18 protein-coding genes are annotated in these 21,175 nt (G+C 67.0%); 1 reads left to right on the plus strand and 17 read right to left on the minus strand.

The window, feature by feature from the left end:
- Window positions 1-32: 32 nt before the first annotated feature.
- The 11 genes from AB0H49_RS22500 to AB0H49_RS22550 all read right to left on the minus strand — a co-directional run bounded on the left by AB0H49_RS22500 (window position 33) and on the right by AB0H49_RS22550 (window position 11,007).
- Complete coding sequence (locus AB0H49_RS22500; protein WP_357254049.1) at window positions 33-1,034, minus strand: hypothetical protein; 1,002 nt, start codon at window positions 1,032-1,034, stop codon at window positions 33-35.
- A 184-nt stretch (window positions 1,035-1,218) separates the two neighbouring features.
- Window positions 1,219-2,511: an MFS transporter gene (locus tag AB0H49_RS22505; protein WP_357254051.1), complete on the minus strand. Its 1,293-nt coding sequence runs from the start codon at window positions 2,509-2,511 to the stop codon at window positions 1,219-1,221.
- The gene (locus AB0H49_RS22510) at window positions 2,508-4,106 is read right to left on the minus strand and encodes a CocE/NonD family hydrolase (protein ID WP_357254052.1); all 1,599 of its coding nucleotides are present in this window, start codon (window positions 4,104-4,106) and stop codon (window positions 2,508-2,510) included. The genes AB0H49_RS22505 and AB0H49_RS22510 overlap by 4 nt, the downstream gene beginning before the upstream one ends.
- 89 nt (window positions 4,107-4,195) lie before the next feature.
- Window positions 4,196-4,366: a hypothetical protein gene (locus tag AB0H49_RS22515; RefSeq protein WP_357254054.1), complete on the minus strand. Its 171-nt coding sequence runs from the start codon at window positions 4,364-4,366 to the stop codon at window positions 4,196-4,198.
- Between the two features lie 35 nt (window positions 4,367-4,401).
- Complete coding sequence (locus tag AB0H49_RS22520) at window positions 4,402-5,205, minus strand: SGNH/GDSL hydrolase family protein (RefSeq protein WP_357254056.1); 804 nt, start codon at window positions 5,203-5,205, stop codon at window positions 4,402-4,404.
- A 497-nt stretch (window positions 5,206-5,702) separates the two neighbouring features.
- Entirely contained in the window at window positions 5,703-6,596 is an 894-nt protein-coding gene (locus AB0H49_RS22525) for an alpha/beta hydrolase fold domain-containing protein (RefSeq protein ID WP_357254215.1), read from the minus strand.
- A 289-nt stretch (window positions 6,597-6,885) separates the two neighbouring features.
- Window positions 6,886-7,506: a TetR/AcrR family transcriptional regulator gene (locus AB0H49_RS22530; RefSeq protein WP_357254058.1), complete on the minus strand. Its 621-nt coding sequence runs from the start codon at window positions 7,504-7,506 to the stop codon at window positions 6,886-6,888.
- A gap of 45 nt (window positions 7,507-7,551) precedes the next feature.
- On the minus strand, window positions 7,552-8,229 hold the full coding sequence (locus tag AB0H49_RS22535) for an SDR family NAD(P)-dependent oxidoreductase (RefSeq protein WP_357254060.1): 678 nt from the start codon (window positions 8,227-8,229) through the stop codon (window positions 7,552-7,554).
- On the minus strand, window positions 8,223-9,248 hold the full coding sequence (locus tag AB0H49_RS22540; RefSeq protein ID WP_357254062.1) for an alcohol dehydrogenase catalytic domain-containing protein: 1,026 nt from the start codon (window positions 9,246-9,248) through the stop codon (window positions 8,223-8,225). The genes AB0H49_RS22535 and AB0H49_RS22540 overlap by 7 nt, the downstream gene beginning before the upstream one ends.
- Window positions 9,245-10,105: a fumarylacetoacetate hydrolase family protein gene (locus AB0H49_RS22545; RefSeq protein ID WP_357254064.1), complete on the minus strand. Its 861-nt coding sequence runs from the start codon at window positions 10,103-10,105 to the stop codon at window positions 9,245-9,247. The genes AB0H49_RS22540 and AB0H49_RS22545 overlap by 4 nt, the downstream gene beginning before the upstream one ends.
- Entirely contained in the window at window positions 10,102-11,007 is a 906-nt protein-coding gene (locus AB0H49_RS22550; RefSeq protein ID WP_357254066.1) for an SMP-30/gluconolactonase/LRE family protein, read from the minus strand. Before AB0H49_RS22550 ends, AB0H49_RS22545 begins: the two co-directional genes overlap by 4 nt.
- A gap of 240 nt (window positions 11,008-11,247) precedes the next feature.
- On the opposite strand from AB0H49_RS22550, the gene AB0H49_RS22555 reads away from it, so the two are divergent.
- Window positions 11,248-11,898 (plus strand): TetR/AcrR family transcriptional regulator, encoded by a 651-nt coding sequence (locus AB0H49_RS22555; RefSeq protein ID WP_357254068.1) that lies wholly within the window; start codon window positions 11,248-11,250, stop codon window positions 11,896-11,898.
- Window positions 11,899-11,909: 11 nt separating this feature from the next.
- Here AB0H49_RS22555 and AB0H49_RS22560 read toward each other — a convergent pair whose 3' ends face one another.
- From AB0H49_RS22560 to AB0H49_RS22585, 6 genes are all read right to left on the minus strand, one after another.
- The gene (locus AB0H49_RS22560) at window positions 11,910-13,625 is read right to left on the minus strand and encodes a dihydroxy-acid dehydratase (RefSeq protein ID WP_357254070.1); all 1,716 of its coding nucleotides are present in this window, start codon (window positions 13,623-13,625) and stop codon (window positions 11,910-11,912) included.
- A complete protein-coding gene (locus tag AB0H49_RS22565) occupies window positions 13,622-16,093 on the minus strand; it encodes a glycoside hydrolase family 2 TIM barrel-domain containing protein (RefSeq protein WP_357254072.1) in 2,472 nt (823 codons plus the stop codon). Before AB0H49_RS22565 ends, AB0H49_RS22560 begins: the two co-directional genes overlap by 4 nt.
- A 290-nt stretch (window positions 16,094-16,383) precedes the next feature.
- Window positions 16,384-18,948 (minus strand): family 78 glycoside hydrolase catalytic domain, encoded by a 2,565-nt coding sequence (locus AB0H49_RS22570; protein ID WP_357254074.1) that lies wholly within the window; start codon window positions 18,946-18,948, stop codon window positions 16,384-16,386.
- Window positions 18,949-19,025: 77 nt separating this feature from the next.
- Window positions 19,026-19,304 (minus strand): hypothetical protein, encoded by a 279-nt coding sequence (locus AB0H49_RS22575; RefSeq protein WP_357254076.1) that lies wholly within the window; start codon window positions 19,302-19,304, stop codon window positions 19,026-19,028.
- Between the two features lie 227 nt (window positions 19,305-19,531).
- Window positions 19,532-20,278: a hypothetical protein gene (locus AB0H49_RS22580; protein ID WP_357254078.1), complete on the minus strand. Its 747-nt coding sequence runs from the start codon at window positions 20,276-20,278 to the stop codon at window positions 19,532-19,534.
- 15 nt (window positions 20,279-20,293) lie between these two features.
- Window positions 20,294-21,013 carry a hypothetical protein gene (locus AB0H49_RS22585; RefSeq protein WP_357254080.1) on the minus strand — a complete coding sequence of 240 codons (720 nt, stop codon included), beginning with the start codon at window positions 21,011-21,013 and terminating at the stop codon, window positions 20,294-20,296.
- Window positions 21,014-21,175: the final 162 nt, after the last annotated feature.

Consider the following 21,175-nt stretch of genomic DNA (forward strand, 5'->3'; position numbering starts at 1 on the left):
ATAGAGGCTGTTTCCAGAGGTTTGGCCACGAATCACCATACGTTGGACAGGCTTTGCGACCAGTTTGGCTCGGGACGAAAGAACTCGCCCTCCTGCTCGAACGGTGCTTTGCCGTCTGCGGCGCCCTGCAACTGCCACATCAGCCAGGCCGTCGAGTACCCGAGGTAACCGTATGCCCCTTGCCCGCAACCCGCGTCCAGGCAACCGGGATTGCCTCCGATGTCGCCATGGTGGGTGTGCTCCAATCGCGCGTACGCCTTCTGCGCGGTCTCCGGCACGGCGTCGTACCAATCGGGCGTACCGGAGTCCGAGGTACTGCTCCACTGGAAGATCGACGCACTCACCGCTGAACCGGCATAGGTGTCGGGAGTGACGCCGCAGCACCAGCCCGCGAAAAACCCTGGTGCGGTGCGGAAACCGACGTATGTCGTGAAAATGGGGCTCGCGTGTGCGTGGAGATTCGCGATTGCCGCACCGCCTTGCGAATGTCCAGCTGCACCGACGTTCGTCGTGTCCACCTTGTCGTGGAAAACACTCGACGGCAGCTTGTCCTGCTCGAATATGTAGGTGGCGGCGTCGGCTGTGGTTCCGCCGTCACCTGTCTGATCATCGCGAGAGGCGACGACGATGAAACCCCAAGAGGCCAGGTGCTGCAAGTAGTACGCGTAGACGGCAGGCGTCTGCCCCGACCCGTTCGCCCAGGCGATCACCGGATGCTTGAACCCGTCCTGTTGCCCGGGGAGCGGATTCGCGCCGAGGTCCGAGGGATACCAGATGTCGCACAGTCGTTGCTCGCGATCGCATGCCTCGGTCGACACCGTCTGGCTCACCGCCCACGGACCCTGAACCTGGTTCTTCGCCTCGATCGGCCCCTTGGGGGTGTAGCCAGGCACGTCCTTGGACACCGGAGGAACTGTCGAGCCCGCAGATCCCGACACAGGTGGAATCGGCGCGTCCGCTGACGCTGGAATCATGACGGTGAACATCAACCCAACGATCGCCATGACGGCGGCGCCATTCTCCTTGCGGATCATCTCTTTGCCTCTCTTGCTTCCAGGATGATCGTCCCAGGGAGCGTCGAATCGACGTCACGCTGCAATTCGAGCGCGTGAGCACCTCGCCGACAGGCAATCACTAAAGCATCCAATTGGATGGTTTTCAACGTGGCCCTACCTCTACTCGGCGAAGGAGCCTGACCGGCTTCGGCATCGGTCCAGATCAACGCACGGACTTGATCGGCCAGATCGCGAACGCACCGAGCAGCGACAGCACGATGCCCACCGGGAACAGCCCCGCATAGCCGAACACCGTGATGATCGCGCCGGCGCACGCCGGACTGATCGTCTGCGGAAGCGTCGCCGCGATGTTGATCACGCCCAAGTCCTTGCCGAACGACTGTTCGGACGGCAGCACCTCGCTCATCAGCGCCGTATCGATCGCCCCGTACATTCCGAAGCCGAGACTCAGGACGGCGACCATGATGAACCACGACGTGAGCGTTGGCCACACCCACGGCAGGGCCAGTGCGAGCGCCATTACCACAGAGGCTCCGAACACGAACGGCTTGCGGCGACCAACCTTGTCCGAAAGCGGTCCGGCCACCAAGTTGCTGAGGACGACGCCGGCCAGCCCGATCACGCCGATCACCGGAATCACCTCCTGCGGCCGGTCGACGCCAAGGTAGCCCGAGAGGAGGTACAGCTGATATCCACTCACCATGAAGTACCCGGTGAACAGCAGCAACCTCGCGCTGAACGCCCAGAAGAAGTCCGGATGCTCGATCGGGTTGACCCAGAACATCCGGACGAAGTCGGTCCACCGAAATCGGTCCACGTGTATATCCCGGCTGGAGTGGTCGGGATTGAACAGAACGAAAAGGACCAGTGCGACAAGGGTGGTGACGGCGAAGAAGAGATAGCCGACAGCGGCATTGCCGAAAAACAGCGACCCGACCACCGATCCGAGCAGGAGGCCTGCCATCAGCGCGATGCCGCCTGCTGCGGCAAAGGTGCCCCGTCGGCGGCGTGGAACGCGATCGGGGAGGATCGCGGACAGCGGCCCCTGGACGAAGCTGTAGGCGACCTGGACGAGTGACCACGCGATGCAGATGGCTACCAGGCTGTCCGCGCAGGCGAGGCCGACGAGCGCCAACCCTCCGGCGAGCGCGCCGATCACCATCCAAGGCGCACGTCGCCCGAATCTGCTGCGAGTGCGGTCCGAGATATGACCTGCGATCGGAGCGGCGACCATCGTGCAGAAGGCGCTGATAGTGAGCACGACGGCGAGGTTGGCCTCCTTGTTGGCAGCGTCGAACAATTCGAGCTGATGAGGAAGGAGAAGACCAGGGATCGCACCCCCGATCATCGACACCACCATGAAGGTAGGAAAGAACGAGACGATCAGGCCGTTCACCGAGCCGCGCACGAGGGGCGGCGGCTCATCGTTCCCGCTAGCGGTGGTGATGACGGTGGAGTCGGCGACGGGTTCCGATCGACCGGATTGCGTCGTCATGCGTGGTTGCTCCTCTTGGATCTCTGGTCTGCGCATCGAGCGCTTCGCACCGCCGTCGTGGCGACGGGCAGATGCAGCTTCGAAGCGCCGTTCGCGTGGTGGATCTCATGTCGGTTCTGGTGCAGGGTCGCCGCGGCGAGCGGGTTCTCGCCGGTGCCCGGATTCCGGGAGAACTGCGGGAACGAGCCGCCCGCGATGATGAGGCGCACCCGGTGCCCCGCCTGGAACACATAGGCGGTGTCGTTGAGTGTCAGAGCGAGTGCGCCGACACCGCTTCGCCGCTGATAGGTCTCGGTGACGTTCCGCGAGCGCCCCTTCGGATCGACGTCGCTGACGCGGATGAAGACGTCCGCATCGCACCGTTCGGTTATGTGCTCGAGCAGCACGGACGGCGCGCCCAGCAGCCGCAGATCCGCGCCAAGGGGGGCGGAGTCGTACACGAGCACGTCTTCTCGCTCGGCGTACGCGGTATCGTCCTGGTATCCGCCTGCGCTGATGAGGTTGCCGCCGATCGTCGGCGTCGGCCGCGCCGGGTCGAACACGAAGGAGCTCTCCGCCGCGCCGGGGCCTGGTACGTCCTCATCGAGCCGCCCGCCGGGATGCAGGTGCAGAGTCGTGGTCGTGACGTCGGCCGGTGGCCATTCGCGCAGCTCTATCCAGCGCTTTCTCCCCCCGAGCTGGACCCGCACCGGCGCACGCCGGCGAAGGTCGCCCACGCCCGCGAGATATGCGTCAAGCCAGTCCAGCGTCTCCGGTCCGATGACCGGCTGTCCACGGAAGATGATGTCGATATGGGTCCACGCGCCGACTGTGAGGGCGACGTCGACGCCACGCTCGCGGAGCCGCGCGTACTGCTGCATCGATTGGGGCAGGAAAATGTCTTGCCAGCCGGCGAAGATCAGCGTCGGAACGCGGCTGTTCTCCAGCGCATCGGCGTGCCGTTCGGACGCCCAGTACGGATCGTCCAGATCATCGCGCTCCAGCCGGTCCAGCGCCCATCGCCGCCCCGCATCGGTGAAGAAGTCATGGGCGCCGGGGAGGAACGGCACGGCCTCGATCATGGCGTCCACCCGCTTCCGCATCGCCGCCCGCGTGCGCATGCTCCGGAACGGATTCGGGTCCTCCGGCGATCCGACATCCGCGCTCCAGCCGACCAGATCGAACCGGAACGACCCGGTGCCCCACGAATGACGAATGAAGTCGTGCGGCGCCATCGTCACGACGGCGGCCGCGAGATCATCGGGCGGGTCGGACATCAGGGCCCATTGGGCGTATCCGTGATAGGAGCCGCCGATCATGCCGAATCGCCCCGGATACCACGGTCGCTCCCGCATCCACCTCACGATGTCCCACATGTCGCCCGCCTCACTACGCATGGGGTCGAGCTCGCCTTCCGAATCCGCCGTTCCCCTGCTGGAAGCGAAAAGGGTGGTGTAACCCTGCCCGGCGAAGGCGCGCGCGAAGCCGACCGCCATCGCTAGCCCGCGCCCGTACGGACCGGCGACAAGCAGGACGCCCTTGGAGGGCACGACAGGTGTGTAGAGGTCGGCACCCAGCAGGATGCCGGCTCTCGTCGGGATCCGCACCGTCTGCATCCGCCAGGGAGTGGGTTTCGGCAGCCGCGCCCGGAGCGCGTGGAACCGGCTCGAGAGCGGCAGGACCGGCTTCGACGCCGACCACGGACTCATCGCCCGGCCCCAACCGGAGTGAGGGAGCCGGCCCTGTCGCGAATCAATCCGGCCATCGCGGCCGAGTCGAGGAACGGTGCGCCGCCGCGGCCCAGATGCCCGAGCGGGTTGGTCGACTCCCACCCTGCGGCGCGGGCCTGCGGCCGGTCGAAGAAGATCTCGTTCATTGTTTCCTTCGTAGAAGAGGTACTCCGGTACTCGATCAACCCGTGACCGCTTGGAGGGCGGCGAAGTAGCCGTAGCGGTATCCGTCCGAGTTGGGGTGAAGCGGTGCGGGAAAGCTCGCCGCGGGGTGGATCCACGCAGCGGAGGAGCAGACGCCGTGCCCGGCGAACGTGGAGCGCGCGTCGACGAAGTGGAATCGCGCGTACGACGAGCGCGCCGCGAGAGCGGCGTTGAGAGCATCGACGCCATCGTTGAGTGCCCGGCGTTGCGCCTGACTCGGTGTGAGCGGGCCGGAACAGGAGGCGTTCGACTCGTACAAATGCGGATACCCGAGGACGTAGACATCGGCGCTGGGCGCCGCCGCACGGATCGCGGCGTAAACCGCGTCGATCTTGACCATATGGCCGGGCAGGCCCGCCTTGAACTCATCGATCAGACGCAAGCACGTTTGGTCGCTGCCGAGCAGGCATGACGAGACCTGATCCCCCAGCGCGACATCGTTGCCGCCGATGGTGATCGTCACGACGTCGGTCTGCGCGTTCAGACCGGACAACTGCGATTCGAGCACGTCGTCACCTACCGCTCCGCCGCAGGCGGCGTTGACGAACGACTTGATGCCGTGCGCCTGTGCCCACAGCGTGGGGTAGCCGTTGGCGCTTCGGCCACAGGAATCGATCGAACCCGCCGCACCTAGTCCGGCGGAGAAGGAGTCCCCGAGCGCCACGTAGGCAGTGCCCGCGCCGTACGAGGGATCTGCGGCGTGAGCGGGAACAACAAGGAGGGCGGATGCCGCGGCCAGCGGAAGGGCGGCGGCGAAGAAGCGAGCGTAGCGACGTTGCATTGTGGCTCCAGAGATGGTGATTCACGAGGATGCGCAGCATCCCGGTGAGGCGCAATGCTACCGCTAAAACCGCACAATTGGATGCTTTTTGAGCGATTGATTGTCTGCGAAGCCTCCAGCACCACCCGAACGGTCTCGAAACAGCCCCGCGGCCCCCATTCCGCCGCCGATGTACGTCGTCATAACAACGCTGCGTCGACCTTCGAGGAGCACATGGCCGACCACGCGCGATCTGGACACGCCTCGGCCTGCCCGATCGCACTGCGTTGACGTTCAGCTTCCCCGGATCGATGCGGAGTCGGTCGCGGCAGTCGATGGACATTCCGGCACCCGTTCCGCACAAGGGAGACCGACTCCACCCGGCCACCGACATCGCGACAGTCGCACCACGACCTCGCCGCCTGGATGCGCAGTCGGATGCCTCGCCCGGCACAGAGCTCACGCTCCGGAACCTGGCGGCGCTGGAAATCGTCTCGGCGATCGCGAGCCCAGGAAAGTCAGGGCTGAGCCGCACCATCGGCAGCGATGAATCCGAGGCCGGCGAGCCAGTCCTCGAAGCGGTCGATCCAGGTGTCGATCACGCCTCCGGTCGGCCTCATGCCGAAGCCGTGGTCGGCGCTGTCGTAAACGTGCGCGTCGACCGACGCCTGCCGCGTTCGCCACGCGTCGACGAGCGCGAGCACATCGCCGGCACAGAAGGCGTCACGCGCCCCCACCGCCGTGAACAACGGTGGCGGGACGTCGGGCAGCGCCCACGCGGCGGAGAGCCGACCACCATAGATACACGCGAGTGCATCCGGGTACTGGTCCGCGTCCGCGTACCCGAGCACGGCCGCCGCGGCGTAGGCGCCGGCCGAGAACCCGATCACACCGACCCGACGGGGGTCGATACCCCACTCGCCCGCTCTCTCTCGAACGACCTCTACCGCCCGGGCCACGTCATCCACCGCCTGCCGCTGACCGATCCCAGCCATATCCGCGACACCGGTCGCGACACTGCCGCTGCGATGGGCGGCGACGAGTTCCGACACGAATCGCTCGGCGAACTCCGCCTGCGTGCTGCCGGCGTCGCGCAACCGGTACTTCAGCACGAACGCGGCGACCCCGCGATCACGCAGCCACTCGGCGGCTTCTGCCCCTTCACTGTCCATCGACAGCATGTAGAAGCCGCCGCCGGGCGCCACGATCATGGCCGCCCCTGTCGCGACAGCCGGGTCGGGCAGATACGGCGTGATGGTCGGCGCCGTCACGTTGCGGACGCGGTGGCCACCGGACGGGTCTTCGAAGACCGTCTCGCGGTCATCCATACCGATGGGTGCCGGTCGGATCGGGATCGATAGCCCGTCCTCGCGTCGCTCGATGATCTTCGCTGCCGAAAGTTCCGCGACCATCGCCGCCACAGCGACATCCGCACTCCGAGAACTAGAGGTCTCAGTCATCTTCCGCCTCCGAATCCAGCTTGCGCGATGCGCCCGAGCACAGCTTCGAAGCCATGCCGACTCCGCGGTCGAATCGCCATCGGCAACGCTAACACAAAAGCATCCAAGTGTGCGTTTTTAGATTCGCGGGCGCCCCGCCTTCGTCAGCGCAAGCCCCCACCTCACGGGCGAGCTGAGGCCCGCGCACCGCGGCGCTGCGATGCGCGCAGCTACCCCACGGACGGCAGGAGTCAGCTCGCGCTCAGGCTTGCCCGAGCGGCACGGTGATCAGCGATCCGACAGCGAATTCGAGCTCTCCGACGAGGTCCCTGTCCCGATCCCACATCCAGAGCTGCTGCAGGCCGACAGTGGCCGCGAGCACAACGCGCGCCGCCTGAGTCACCGTGATCTGGGGTGCGAGCACGCCGTCGGCCTGGATCTCACGGAACGCGCGCACGAGAAGCTGCTCGGCGCGGGCGTACGTCTCGACGAAATACGGATGGGCGGGGTGCTCGGTCACAATCGCCTCGGCCGCGAGCGTCACTTCGAGGTCGATCAAGGCCGGCCGGTCGATGTTGCGCCGCGTCGCCGCGACCCACTCCCGCAGCACTCCCACGCCCCGGGGCCTAGCCGAGGCCCCCTTCTCCAGCGCGGTCTCGTCGCGCCTGCGCAGCACCGCTGCCAGCAGCGCCGCTTTCGTCGGGAAATGATGCCGCATCCCCGCATGGGTCATGCCGACACGCTCGGCGATATCCCGCAGCGAACCATCGCGGAACCCTGACTCGGAAAACACCTGCATCGCCGCGTCGACGATCTCCTCGCGGCGGCGCGCCGACTTGGCGTACTCACCCCGCGGCCCGCGCGCACGAGCGATCTCTCCCATGCCCTCACCGTAGTTGACGATGGCGGAGCACATGCGAGCGAACGATCAGTAGGTGGCGCGGCCTCCCGAGATGTCGTACACCGCGCCGGTGGAGAAGCTGACCGCATCCGAGGCGAGCCAGGCGATCAGTTCGGCGACCTCCTCGGCACGCCCGACGCGCTGCATCGGAATGAGGCTGGTGATGTGAGCCAGCACGTCGGCGGCAGTCTTGTCGTTCATCGGCGTAGCGATGACCGCCGGAGCGATCGCATTGACCAGGACCCCCGTCTTCGCGAGTTCCTTGCCCGCGGACTTCGTCAACGCGATGACCGCTGCCTTCGAGGCCGAGTACACGGACAAATTCGGGTTGCCGTCTTTGCCGGCGATGCTGGCGAGATTGACCACCCGCCCCCAACCGCGAGCGACCATGCCAGGGATGAACGCGCGCATCATCGCGACCGTGCCCACGACGTTCACCTCGAGTGTGCTCCGCCATTGGTCGCCCGTGGTCGCCACCAGCGGGGCATTCGGCCCGACGACGCCAGCCGAGTTCACCAGAATGTCCACCGGGCCGACGCGATCCGCGAGCGCGGTCACGGCGGCCTCCTCCACGATGTCGACCACCTCGTCCGCCTCGCCCGCCCGGTCGACGGTGACCACTCGGATACCCGCACAACGCAGACGATTCGCGGCGGCCGCACCGAGCCCGCTCGCTCCCCCGGTGACGATCGCTGTCCTCAACATCGACTCCTTCGTTTCAGGTCGATCAGCGTCTTGGGTCCCGGGCCCGCGCCGGGAAGCCGGCCGCCGGAAAGGACGTCCGTCGCCTCCTCCAACGAGACGATCGCCGATACAAGAGGGCCGGGATCAACAGTCCCACTCGCGAACGCGTCGATGGCCGGCCGAAGTCCGGCCGACGCGCCGAGGACTCCGACGAGCGTCACATCCTTCAGAGCGATACCCCGGCTGTCGACGCGACTCGGCGAACCGGCGAGCCCCACCAACGCGACTCGCCTTCCCGGTTCGACCAAGTCGATCGCGAGCCCTGGAAGGTGCGAGGCGTTGGAGGCGTCGACGACACCGTGCCATGCGAGGCTCGGGAGAGTATCGCTTGTCCACACGCCGTCGAAACCCAGCGTGCGGGCGAAGTCCAGCGAACGGCCTTCGAGGCCGAGCAGGTGCACCTCGACCCCCACGGCATGCGCGAACATCGCGCACAGCAGTCCAATCGTTCCCGGCCCGAGAATCAGCAGCCGCTCGCCCGCTACGACTCCGGCGCCGTCGAGGGCGCGCCATGCGTTGCCGGCGGGCTCGATCATCGCGGCGGCGATGTCGTCGATCGAGTCAGGGATGGCATGCAGCGCTGAGACGGGAACGGCGAGCCGCTCTGCCAGGGCGCCCGGCCACCCGCCTCGGACGCCGATCTCGTACCGCGCCGCACAGACGTGCGCGCGACCCGCAGTACAGCGCTGGCACCGACCGCAGCCGAGCATCGTGTCACCAGTGACCCGCCGACCGATATACGCCGGATCGACGTCGACGCCGACCTCTAGGACGCGGCCAACCCATTCGTGGCCGATGCGCAGCGGGTACCGGGCGTTGCCATCGTGCAGGTATGCCATCGAGCCGTCGAAGAATTCCATATCGGTGCCACAGATGCCGACCTTCGAGACCCCGACGACGACCCCATCGGGCGCAGGACTGGGCGGCTCGACGTCCGCGACGCCGCCGATGCCCGGCTCTGTGATCACGTATGCCCTCATCGCGGTGCGACGACCCGTTGACGCTGCCGTCCGAGACGGTCGATACTCACGTCCATGACATCGCCCTCCTGCAACCAGATCGGAGGGGAGAACCCCATGCCCACTCCGGGGGGTGTCCCGGTGTTGATGAGGTCGCCGGGTTCCAGCACCATGAACTGGCTGATGTACTGCACGATCGTGAATGGATCGAAAATCATCGTCGACGTGGAGCCGTCCTGCCGACGGACCCCGTTCACATCGAGCCGCATGCCCAGGTCCAAGACGTCGGCAACCTCGTCCTGGGTGGCGAGCCAGGGACCCGCCGGGTTGAATGTCTCCGCCGACTTGCCCTTGAGCCACTGCCCGCCGCGTTCCATCTGAAAGGCGCGTTCGCTGACGTCGTTGACCAGGATCCAACCAGCGATGTGCTCCCTGGCCTGCTCGGGGCCAGCTAGATAGCTCGCTCGCTTGCCGATGACAATGCCGAGCTCGACCTCCCAGTCGACCTTGGTCGCGCCGCGCGGGATCCGCACATCGTCATTCGGTCCGATGAGAGTGTTCGGGGATTTGGTGAAGAGGATCGGCTCCTCGGGGACCGCCTGTCCGGTCTCAGCGGCGTGATCGCGGTAGTTCAGCCCCACACAGATGATCTGATGCGGACGGGCGATCGGCGCACCCAGACGCTGCGATCCGAGCTCCCGTGCCTGTCCCCTCGCATGGCGTTCGGCGACGATCCGGCTGGCCTCGTCGAGACGCCCCGCCCCGAAGAACGCCTCGTCGAGATCGGACGTGACGTCGGAGAGGTCGATGTACGCGCTGTCGGAGACCAAGGCGGCGGGGCGCTCGCGCCCCGGTTCGCCGATGCGGACGAGTCTCATTCAGTACCTTCCTGGGAGATGGGTCCTCGCCACGGCGCGACCGGAACTCCGGGCACGGCCACCGAAGCCGTGAAGAGCGCGCCGGAGGCGGGATATCGTTCGAGCTGGGCGGCGCCGAGATCCTGCCGCGCGGTGGTGATGACCAGCGTGCCGAGGTCGGTCCCGGCGAACCCGACGCTGGAGACATGAGGGGCTGGCACCCGGATGACGGCATCGTGGACACCGTCCCGGTCGTACCGCCGCACTTGCCCTGTACCCCACACGGCGACCCACAGGCCGCCGTCCCGGTCGGCGCAGATGCCGTCGGGAATCCCGGTCAGGCCATCGATGAAGACCTCTCGCCGACCCGTGCGCCCGGTCGCGGGGTCGTAGTCGCGGACATAAATCGTGCGGCGGAGCGAATCGACGCTGTACATGCGGTCACCGCTCGGCGACCAAGCGATTCCGTTCGACAGGGTGAGATCGTCGTCGATAACCGTCATCTCACCGTCGTCCTCGATCCGCACGAGCACTTCGGACTCCGATGGCTGTTCCAGAGAGAGGGTCCCGAGGTACAGGCGGCCTGCCGGATCGGTGCTCGCATCGTTGATCCGCCGACCAGAGCGTGGCGGCAGGATTCGACTGAACACTCGCCGGTTGCCTTCAGGATCGATGATCAGCACGGTTTCCGCCGCGGCGACCGCCAGCGCCCCCGTCTTCGACACAGCCACCGATCCCACGGTGCTCGAGAACTCGAGATCCTGTACGGCGGTGATCGACCCGTCACACTCGAGCACACCCTCGTGAACGAGGCCGCCATGGATGTCGACCCAGAGGAGTCGAGCGCGGACAGTGTCCCAGGTCGGGCCTTCCGACAGCACGCCGCACATCCGCGTCGCTCTGAACGCCGGGAACTCGATCACGAAGGGCTCCTGGGTGAAGTGGGCGGGCGCGAAGCGATCGCTCCGCATTCTAAAACCACCCAAGTGGATTGCATTTAGCCTATCGCCTTCCTGCGGGCCGCGCCATGCACTCGACCGAGCGGAGGGAGCGCTGCCGCTCGGCTTCAGCGGCAAGATCCTCCGGCGTGCGCTTGTCGCTCGCTTCGGTGCGGATTCGACGCAAGACGGCGGCCCGCGTAGTCCTCCTGGGAGAATGGTGAGATGACGGCGACCGACCAGCACCGCGATACCAGCTCTTCCGCGCGACCCACGGGGCCGGGAAGTCGCGGCACATACGCGAAATCGTCGGCGCGGCGGCGCGAGATCGTCACCGCGGCGGTAGAGATCTTCTCCAAGTACGGATTCCGGGACGGCTCGCTCCGGGATGTCGCGGAGCGAGCCGGGATCACCCACGCCGGGATACGCCACCACTTCCCCACCAAGGTCGACCTGCTACAGGCGGTGCTTCGCTGGCGGGAGCGCGAATCACTCGCCAAGGGCAACCGCACCCAGGTCGACGGGAGCGACGCCGTCGACGCGTGGATCGAGGCAGTCGCCGAGAATGTCACCAATCCGACCCTCATCGAGCTCGAGTTCGTACTGGCCGGCGAGGCCGCCTCACCCGATCACCCGGCGCACGGCCACTTCGTCAGGACGTACTCCAAGGGCGAGGAGATCCTTCGCCGCGCGTTTACGCTCATGCAGGAAAGAGATCAGCTGCGCGACGGCGTCGATCCGGCTCTCGCCGCCCGGTCGCTCCTCGCGGCCGCTCAAGGCGTCCAGACCCTCTGGTTGCGCGACCGGCGAATCGACATCGCCGATGTGCTTCGCGCGCAGGTCGCCGTGCTGCTGCGCGCCCCCGAACCCGCGTAACCGCCCGCGGTTCAGTGCGATTCCCGGCTGATGTCGGCGCCGCTCGATCCGACGAGGAAATCCAGATCCGCGCCCGCATCCGCCTGGAGAACGTGATCGACATACAGCCGCTCCCACCCTCGCCGGGGGTTCGCATAGCCGCGCACCGTTGCCTCGTCGACGGTGCGGCCGGCGAGTTCGTCCGCCGGGACGTCCAGATCCAATCTGCGCGCCGGGACGTCGAGCTCGATCCAGTCGCCGTCCCTGACCAACGCCAGTGGTCCGCCCGCGGCCGCCTCCGGGGTCACGTGCAGCACGACCGTTCCGTACGCCGTCCCGCTCATCCGCCCATCACAGACCCGCACCATGTCGCGCACGCCGCGCTCGAGGAGCTTGCGCGGCAACGGCATGTTCGAGACCTCCGGCATTCCGGGGTATCCCTTAGGACCACACCCACGCAGAACCAGGACGGAGTCCTCGTCGACGTCCAGGTCAGGATCATCGATCCGCGCGCGCAGATCCTCGATGCTCGAGAAGACGACCGCGCGGCCGCGATGCTTCAGCAGGTGCGGTGACGCGGCTGCGGGTTTGACAATGGCGCCGCGTGGTGCCAGTGATCCGCGCAGCACCGCGATCCCGGCGTCAGGCCGCAGCGGGGTCGCCCGGGGAGTGATCACCTCGGAATCCCAGATCCGCGCGTCGCCCAGGTACGCCACGAGCGGGCGGCCGGTGATGGTGAGCGCGGTCGGATCGAGCAGGTCGCGCACCTCCCGCAGCACCGCGAGGAAGCCGCCGGCGCGGTGGAAGTCGTCCATGAGGAACGCGCCGGCCGGAAGCAGGTTCACCAGGAGCGGGACGCCGGCGCCGATGCGATCGAAGTCGTCCAGGGTGAGGTCGATACCGAGCCTGCCCGCGATGGCCAGCAGGTGCACGACGGCGTTCGTGGAGCCGCCGATGGCGGCCAGCGCGACGATCGCGTTGTGGAAACTCCCCGTCGTCAGGAAGCTGGTCGGCGCACGCCCCTCGGCCACGAGCTCCACGGCGAATCGCCCGGACTCGTGCGCAGCCGCCAGGAGCCGGGCATCCGGCGCCGGGGTCCCGGCGAGGCCGGGCAGCACCATGCCGAGCGCCTCGGCGACGAGAGCCATGGTCGAGGCCGTGCCCATTGTGTTGCAGTGGCCCTTGCCGCGGATCATGGCGGACTCCGAGCGCCGGAATTCCTCCTCGTCGAGTCGGCCCGCGCGCACCTCTTCGCTCGATCGCCAGACATCGGTGCCGCAGCCCAACGGCACCCCGCGGAAGTGACCGGTCAGCATGGGTCCCCCGGGCACGACGACCGCGGGAAGGTCGACGGACGCTGCCGCCATCAGCAGCGCGGGGATCGTCTTGTCACAGCCGCCGAGCAGGACGACGCCATCGATCGGGTTCGCCCGAAGCATCTCCTCCGTCGCCAACGCGGCCATGTTCCGCCACAACATCGCCGTCGGTCGCACCTGGGTCTCGCCGAGGGAAACGACGGGAAGCTCGAGCGGGATCCCGCCGGCTTCGTATACACCGTTCTTCACCGACTGGGCGACCTCGGTGAGATGCGCGTTGCACGGAGTCAGATCCGAGGCCGTGTTCGCGATCGCGATCTGCGGACGATCGGCGAAGTCGCCCGGGACGCCTCTACGCATCCAGGCGCGATGGATGTAGGCGTTGCGATCGGCGCCCGCGTACCACTGGGCGCTACGTAGCGATGCGCTCATCTCATCCCCTCCGACGAACCGTCGACGTGCGGCGCTTCCGCATCAACTGTGACCTCCACGCTGCCGGCCGCCTCGCTCACCGCCCGCACACGGATCTTCCCGACGCCCGTCGGACGGATGATCGCGAGCAGTCGCCCTTCGAAGGTCTGATGCACGTCGCTGCCGAAGCCCTCTTCGTCATCCGGCTTCGCGCTGGAGAGCCCGGCGAGGACGCCCGGACCGTCCACCGCCACCTGCACCCGCTCCGACCCCTCGACGGACAGGGTTCCCGCGACGTCGCGCAGTTCGAGGTGCACGTAGGCGAGGTCGGATGACGTCGCCGTGATCCGCTCCTTCTCTGCACGAGCGCGAAGCGAAGGGACGCCCCGCAGACTATGGAGCGAGCTCCGCGCGATCTCCTCGCCGCCGCGGCGGGCAACGGCGACGAGTTCCCCCGGCGCGTAGCGCGCCTCGAAGCGGGCAATGAACGCCCGCGAGCTGTCGCCGGCGGTCACGCCCACTGGTGTGATGCCCAGGCTCTCGCCATTCAGTACGAGCTCGACCTCGTCCGCATCGGCGTACACGTCGATGATGACGGGCGAGCCCAGCGGTACGTCCCACGCCCAGCTGCTGAGGACGTCGTCCCAGGCCCAGCGGCTCCGCACGAGCGTCCGGCCGTGCCCCTGCGGCCGGTGCACGGCGATGTAGGGCTCCGTCCGCAGCCCCCAGACCACCTCGCGCCAGTAGGAGATCGGGCGGCGCACGCCGTTGATGTCGATGGTCCCGGCCTGCGACGTCAGCCACGGGTACGGAGAAGCCATGCCCGTAGGCGGCAGGGGGTCCCCCTCGTAGTAGGCCCGCCCGGTCCCCACCTCGCCGAGGTGGTCCCATGCCGTCCACGCGAAGTCACCGATGACCTGCGGATGCTTCTCCACCAGCGTCCAGAGCCGATCGAGCCGGCCCGGGAATGTCTCGGTACCGACGATGATCCGATCGGGGAACAACTCGGCATCGAGGTCGTATCGCGCCTCGGCGTAGTTGATCCCGGCGACGTCCACCTGCGCGTGCGCCTCCTCGGTGAGTCGCGTCACCCGCTCCGACGATCCGACGGCACTGGTGCTGTCCGCGGACAGCACCGCGTTGAAGTCGAAGGGAACGCTGTCATCGTGGGCGGTGACGACGGCGTCGATCACGGACACGAGTCCGTTGACGGCGTTCGTCACCGGTCGTGTGGGGTCGAGTGCGCGCACCTTCTCCGCGAGACGCCGACCCCATACCGCGGCGCTCGGGCGCCCGATCTCGAGGATCTCGTTGCCGATCGAGTACATGATCAAGCTGGGGTGATTCCGACCGGAAGCTACCAATGCCTCCAGGTCACGCTCCCACCAGTCCTGGAAGGTGAGGGACGTGTCATAGGAACTCTTGCCCGTGGTCCAGACGTCCGTGAGCTCGTCCATCACCAACAGCCCTATCCGGTCGCAGGCGTCCAGGAACGCGCGGCTGATCCCGTTGTGGGCGCTGCGCACGGCATTGAAGCCTGCGGCTTTCAGTAGCTCCGCCCTGCGCTGCTCAGCCCGGTCGATCGCCGCGGCGCCGAGGGGGCCGTTGTCGTGATGGACGCACCCGCCGCGCAGCTTCACGGTTCGGCCGTTCAGCCGGAAGCCCCGGATCGGATCCACCTGGATCGTGCGGATGCCGAAGGAGGTCTCGTCGGTGTCCACGACGGTGCCGTCCGGGTCTGTGAGCGTGGTCTCCAGGCGATACAGCGACGGGCTCTCGATGTCCCATATCCGCGGCTCGCGGATCCAGTGGCGCAGTCGCACCACCGCGGAGTCGCCCGGCAGGACGGTGACCGGCGCCGTCCGCTCCGCGACCGCCGACCCGTCCGGCGCTACCACCCGCGTCCGCGCCCGGACGACGCGTGTGCCGCGCGTGTCGTTGCGCACGGTGACCGCGACGGCGAGCGTCGCCACGCTCTCGTCGATCTCCGGCGTCGTGATCACCACGCCGTCGAGGGGGATGTGCACGGGTTCGCTCACGACCAGCCACACGTTGCGATAGATGCCCACGCCCGTGTACCACCGGCTGTCCTGGTGCGCCCTGGCCTCGACGCGGATCCGGTTGACCTCACCGTGCTTCAGGTACGGATCCAGCGTCGCCGTGAACCGGCTGTACCCGGAGGGATGCTGCCCTACGAGGTTGCCGTTGAGGTAGACCATCGCGTCGCGGTACACCCCCTCGAACTCGAGCAGGACCGCGCGCTGTGCCCACTCCAGCGGAACGTCGATGGACTTCTCGTAGACGACATGCGCACTCGGGTAGTAGCCGGAGTGACTGCCGTTGGGGCTGCACGGGTCACGCGGCAGATCACCCATCGCGTCGTGCGGAAGCACCATGTCCGCCTGCGGCGCCGGCGCGACGATCGCCGCGAACAGGTACTGCTTGGGAGCGACCTTCCACCCCTCGTTGAACGATTGCCGAATCACCATCGATCCCTCCATGCCCGGTGCGTATCGGACCTCGCCCGAACGTAGCCGCAATGCTAACTTAAAACCACCCTAGTGGATGTTTTTCAGGCTCCATATCGCCTTTCCCGACCGCCGACGTCGACCGACTCGAAAAGCCAAGCCCATGCCCATGGGGCGGAAGCGGGCAGATCGCCTTCGCGGATCCCAGCACGGGAGCGTCCTTCAGCTTCTTCTCGAACGCCATCGTTCGCGACGCGATCGGCGCGACGCGGAATCAGCGGCGTGGCCGAAGGCGCGAGGCCGAGTCCGGTTCAGAAGCGATGCGAACCGCTTCCGACCTCGTGCCGCTCGCCGCGCCAGTGAACGGTGGCGGTCGTGTTGCACGGAACGACCACCTCGAGCTCGTCCTGCGTCCAGCGCACGGCCAGTTCGCCGAACTCGGTCAGCAGACTCCGCGAGCACCACGTCAGCCGGGTGTCCGCGCGCGGCGCGATGACGGCGTGCTTGTATCCCGGCGCCCCCATCTTGATGCCCGCGACCTCTCGGCAGATCCAGTCGTCGACGCATCCGAAGGCGTAGTGATCAAAGCTCGACACACCCGGCGTCCCGTCCGGCGCGATGGCCTTCCAGTTCTCCCAGATCGCGGTCGCTCCCATGTCGACCTGATACAACCAAGACGGCTGCCTGCGCTCCCAGAGCAAATCGATCGCGATGTCCGCCCGGCCGATCCGGACGAGTACATCGAGGAGATACGGTGTGGCGAGAAAGCCGGTATCCAGCAGCCCGTCGTTGGCCTCGATGAGCTCGACGAGCCTGGCAGCGTACGCCTGCCACCGCTCGGCGGGGACGAGGTCGAACGCGAAGGCGAGCACGTATCCGCCCATGAGTTTCGTCGGCAGCTCGTCGCCCGTCATGAACACGCGCTGGATCGCATCCTTCATCGCCTCTGCGTGGGCGGCGTACCGGTCCCGTTCGTCGCCGAGGCCGAGGATTCCCGCGATGTCGGCGAGAAGCCGGACGGATCGATATCCGAAGAAAGGCGCGACGTAGGCCGCGGATTCCTTGGTCGTCTCGAAGTCGCCACCCTTCTGCTCCCGGCTGGGGATGAGCCACTCTCCGAAGTGGAAGCCGGTGTTCCAGAGATAGCGGTCGAGCTCCTCGGGTAGGTCACAGGGCCCGCGCTCGGCACGCGCGGTGGCGATGATCGTGTCGCACCACGACGACATCGAGGAGAAAGACTCCCGCAGCACCATGGTGTTCCCGGTGGCCCGGTACATCTCCCACGGCACGATGACGGCGGCGTCACTCCATCCCGCGATGCCCGTGACGCCTTCGGTGCCGTACTGCTCGCTCATGGAGAGCGACAACCGCTCGTAGGGCGTGGTGAAGGGCACCGTCATCGGGACGACTCCGTGGTCGTGCTGCTCGGCGGCGAGGTTTCGCAGCCAGGCCGTGAGAAAGGAGGTCACGTCCTCGTTGACGAAGGCCGCGGGCGTGTAGATCTGGATATCGCCGGTGAACCCCGCCTTCTCCCTGGTCGGGCAGTCGGTGGGGATCGACATCATGTTGTTTCGCTGCGACCAGAGCACGTTCTCGTGCAGCCGGTTGAGCCCGGCGTCCGAGCACTCGAAGAAGCCGGTGCGCTCCTTCGGCGTGGTCAGGAGGACGGCGGTGAAGTCCTCCGCGCGCACGACCGGGAGACCGGACACCCGGACATATCGGAAGCCGTGGAAGGTGAACAGCGGCTCGTACTCACGAGGGGTTCCATCCGAGACGTAGACGTCCTTCTGGCCGGCATAAGTCGAATTGAAGTAGCCGCCGTCGACGGTCGGCACCTCGAAGTGCTCGAGGGTCACCTCGGTGCCCGCAGGCGCGTCGATGCGGACACGGATCCGCCCGGCGATGATCTGTCCGAAGTCGACGATGACGTCCCCGTCAGGTGAGGTGTCGACCGTGCGGGCGGGCAGGAGCTCCATCGGTCGGATCGGATCAATCGGTTGCGCCACGAGGTTGCCGCGTCCGAGGTCGATCACCTCGACGGGCCGCGGGTCCCCGAACGCCGCGGTCGCGTCGTATCGCTCGCCCCAGTACAGGTCGGATGATCGCACCGGCCCGGTCCGGCAAGTCTCGGTGCCATCCGATGCGATGGTCTCGACACTGCCGTCCTCGTAGTGGACTTCGAGCTGGAAGAGGATCGCTGGCATGGTGCGCAGCTCATGGCTGAGCGGGCGGGTCGCCGGACAGAAGTACCACCCGTCGCCGACGTACAGGGAGAGTTCGTTGCCTCCCGCACGTAGCTGGGTGGTGACGTCGTAAGTCTGGTAGTACAGCCTGCTTCGGTAGACCGAGAACTCGGGAGCGAGTTCCCGGTCGTCGATCCGTGCGCCGTTGAGGCTGGGTCGATAGGCCCCCAGCGCTGTGGCATAGAGCCGCGCGCGCCGGAAGCCACCCCGGACGTCGAACCGGCGGAGGAACTCCACCGCGGGCGGCTGGGTCCCGTGCCCCCAGTCGACGTCGGCCTGCTGACGCGGAATGGTACTTTCCACCCACCTGCCCACCCAGTCGTCGTCGAGGAACGCCGTCTCGAATTCAGCGGACGCCGTGGCGATACCGCTGTGATTGTCTTCGACGCGAACCGACCAGCGGTAGGGCGTCCTGCTGCGCAGAGGCGGTCCACCGTACTCGACGAAGGACTGCTGTTCGCTGTGCACGATCCCTGAGTCCCAGACGATGCGCTCGCCGTCGTCGACGGTGAGCCGATAGGACCTCTGCATCGTGTCGGGCACGGTCCCGGCGATATTCCAGGAGAACTCCGGCGTCTGGTCGATACCGAGCGGGTCGATGCGGTGCAGAGTTCTGAGACGTTCCAGACGCATCAGCTGTGCTCCTTGACTATTGAGGGGATGATTCAGGTGCCGCCGGAGTCAGCCAGTGCCGCCGATTGCCGCGCGCGTCACGCCGCGGTCGTCAACGCGACCCACAGTGCCACCGAACCCGCGATCTGCAGCAGCAGCGACAAATTCCAAGACCGTTGCGCGCCAGAATGTTCGCCAATTCGGCCTAAGCAGATACTGGCGAGCACCGCACCGGCGGCTCCGGCCAAGGCCAGCAACATGACCGTCGACCAGCAGCGCACCAGATCGGCGGTCGGCGCACCGACCGCGATCCAGCACAACTGGCGATGCAGTCCCACCGCGGCCCCGAGGTGAAACGCCGCCGCGAACAACTTCATCGCGATCACCGCACGAGCTCCGCATGAGACGGCTGCCCCACCCCGAGCCGCCCCGAGTACTTCATCGCGGTGGTACGGAATCATCGCGCGCCATGTCATCCTGCTGTTGGAGTGCGGCGAGAAACCGGTCCAGTATCGCGCGCGGCGGCGCCTCACATGATTCGGGACGATGACCTTGCGGACCTCGGATACGTTGGGGTAGAGCATCTTTCAAGATCTTTCTCCCGTTACGATGACGAGCCGGTCTCGAAGCCGTCGCTGGAGCCCGAGGGCAGCCGAAGAGCAGGTTCTGGCACTCCGGTGCCGTCGGAATTCAACGCTTCGTCCTGACCGGCGTAGGGGCTTTGCCCAGGTGGCGATTGAACGGTGAGGATATAGTTCCAGCCGGATCCGGCCAGCGCCGCGCCGCCGCCGACCAACGTGCCTGCGATGCCGCCGGCGCTGGCGAAGGCGGCGACCGCGGCCGGTGTGATGGTCAGGCACGCGGGGCCGGTGATCAGGCAGGAACTCAGTCCCAGCCCGAGACCGATGACCGCGCCGACGAGCGTTCCGATGGCCGAGCCGGTGCCCATGTAAGTGCCCAGGTCGCTGGCGAGCTGGGTGAGGGCGAGCTGTTCTTCCATCGGCGAGGCGACCGGCCCGACAGCGGCGGCCCTGACTGCTTGCAGATCCGGGGTGAGAGTCAGGGTCCGTGCGTCATCGGAGATCGCGTGACGCACCACGAAGCGCTGCTGGTTCATCTCGATGGCCGTGGGAATCAGTGTCACCGTGTCGCCGCGCTGGTCGACTACGGCGACCGACTGGTCCTCGGTGTGGTCGAACACGGCGTTGTCGAGGGTGACGATCACCGAATCTCCGGCGAGTGCGGCCCGGAACCGTCCCGGTTCGTGAGGTTGGGCCTGCGCCGAGGCGCTGGCGACGGTGATCGCCGCCGCGGCGGTCAGCGCGGCGAAAACCGTTGTGGGATAACTCATGCGACTACTCCTGCGCTACTGCGGTGTGTCGGCGGCGGGGGCGCCACCGACCTTGCCGCGGGTGCGGTCTGCGTACTTACTGCCTCCCTCGGGCGCGGTGAGCGTGGTGAAGTACTCGTAGGCCGCGCCGAGGGCAACGGGACCGCCGCCGAGGACGAGGCCGACGATGCTGCCGACACCGGCGGTCAGCGCCATGGTCGGCAGGACGGCCACGACGCATCCGAGGCTGATGGCAACGCAGCTGGCGCTGGCGAGGGCGAATCCGATGCCGAGTCCGAGGACGGAGCCGATCGCGGTGCCGACCAGGCTGCCCAGGGAGGTTCCAATGCTGACGGCGTTGATCAGATCGTTCATGGCGAGCTGGTTTTCCAGTGCGGACGCGACCGGCTTCAATGCGTTTCGGTCGAGCGCTGCCAGATCAGGCGTCAGTGTGAGGGTACGGCCGTCGGTGGAGAGTTGTTGCTGTAGCGGTAGGCGTTGCCCGTCCAGGGAGGCGGTCGAGGGCAGCATGTCGAGGACCTGACCGGCGTCGTTGCGCACGGCGATGCCGCCCGAGTCGTCGGCCAAGGCGAACGTGCCGTGGTCGAGGCTGGTCACAACCGAGGTCTCCGCGAGCGTCATGCGATAGGAGACCGGTTCGACGGTCGGGGCGGGGTCTGCGGACGCGACGGTCATACCGGCCGCGACAACAGCCGATGCGGCCGCGGCGACGAATGTCGATTTGTAAATAGTCATTTGCTTGTTCTCGAATTCATGCGAATGGTGTGCGCCACCGAAACGGGTGACGTGCGCCGATCCCGAGAGAGCTCGGCGTCGTCCGGTTCGACGTGTTCGGCACCGCAGTCGGACGACCCTGCCGTGCTCGTATCAGTTATGGTCAGTGCGGCAAAAGCTTCG

It is taken from the genome of Nocardia sp. NPDC050713, from assembly GCF_040654315.1.
GTDB lineage: Bacteria > Actinomycetota > Actinomycetes > Mycobacteriales > Mycobacteriaceae > Nocardia.

Excerpts from the sequence above, each read along its gene's own strand:
- AB0H49_RS22500 (WP_357254049.1), bottom strand. The coding sequence starts at position 1,034 with ATGATCCGCAAGGAGAATGGCGCCGCCGTCATGGCGATCGTTGGGTTG.
- AB0H49_RS22505 (WP_357254051.1), bottom strand. The coding sequence starts at position 2,511 with ATGACGACGCAATCCGGTCGATCGGAACCCGTCGCCGACTCCACCGTC.
- AB0H49_RS22510 (WP_357254052.1), bottom strand. The coding sequence starts at position 4,106 with ATGCAGACGGTGCGGATCCCGACGAGAGCCGGCATCCTGCTGGGTGCC.
- AB0H49_RS22515 (WP_357254054.1), bottom strand. The coding sequence starts at position 4,366 with ATGAACGAGATCTTCTTCGACCGGCCGCAGGCCCGCGCCGCAGGGTGG.
- AB0H49_RS22520 (WP_357254056.1), bottom strand. The coding sequence starts at position 5,205 with ATGCAACGTCGCTACGCTCGCTTCTTCGCCGCCGCCCTTCCGCTGGCC.
- AB0H49_RS22525 (WP_357254215.1), bottom strand. The coding sequence starts at position 6,596 with ATGGTCGCGGAACTTTCGGCAGCGAAGATCATCGAGCGACGCGAGGAC.
- AB0H49_RS22530 (WP_357254058.1), bottom strand. The coding sequence starts at position 7,506 with ATGGGAGAGATCGCTCGTGCGCGCGGGCCGCGGGGTGAGTACGCCAAG.
- AB0H49_RS22535 (WP_357254060.1), bottom strand. The coding sequence starts at position 8,229 with ATGTTGAGGACAGCGATCGTCACCGGGGGAGCGAGCGGGCTCGGTGCG.
- AB0H49_RS22540 (WP_357254062.1), bottom strand. The coding sequence starts at position 9,248 with ATGAGGGCATACGTGATCACAGAGCCGGGCATCGGCGGCGTCGCGGAC.
- AB0H49_RS22545 (WP_357254064.1), bottom strand. The coding sequence starts at position 10,105 with ATGAGACTCGTCCGCATCGGCGAACCGGGGCGCGAGCGCCCCGCCGCC.
- AB0H49_RS22555 (WP_357254068.1), top strand. The coding sequence starts at position 11,248 with ATGACGGCGACCGACCAGCACCGCGATACCAGCTCTTCCGCGCGACCC.
- AB0H49_RS22560 (WP_357254070.1), bottom strand. The coding sequence starts at position 13,625 with ATGAGCGCATCGCTACGTAGCGCCCAGTGGTACGCGGGCGCCGATCGC.
- AB0H49_RS22565 (WP_357254072.1), bottom strand. The coding sequence starts at position 16,093 with ATGGTGATTCGGCAATCGTTCAACGAGGGGTGGAAGGTCGCTCCCAAG.
- AB0H49_RS22570 (WP_357254074.1), bottom strand. The coding sequence starts at position 18,948 with ATGCGTCTGGAACGTCTCAGAACTCTGCACCGCATCGACCCGCTCGGT.
- AB0H49_RS22575 (WP_357254076.1), bottom strand. The coding sequence starts at position 19,304 with ATGAAGTTGTTCGCGGCGGCGTTTCACCTCGGGGCCGCGGTGGGACTG.
- AB0H49_RS22580 (WP_357254078.1), bottom strand. The coding sequence starts at position 20,278 with ATGAGTTATCCCACAACGGTTTTCGCCGCGCTGACCGCCGCGGCGGCG.
- AB0H49_RS22585 (WP_357254080.1), bottom strand. The coding sequence starts at position 21,013 with ATGACTATTTACAAATCGACATTCGTCGCCGCGGCCGCATCGGCTGTT.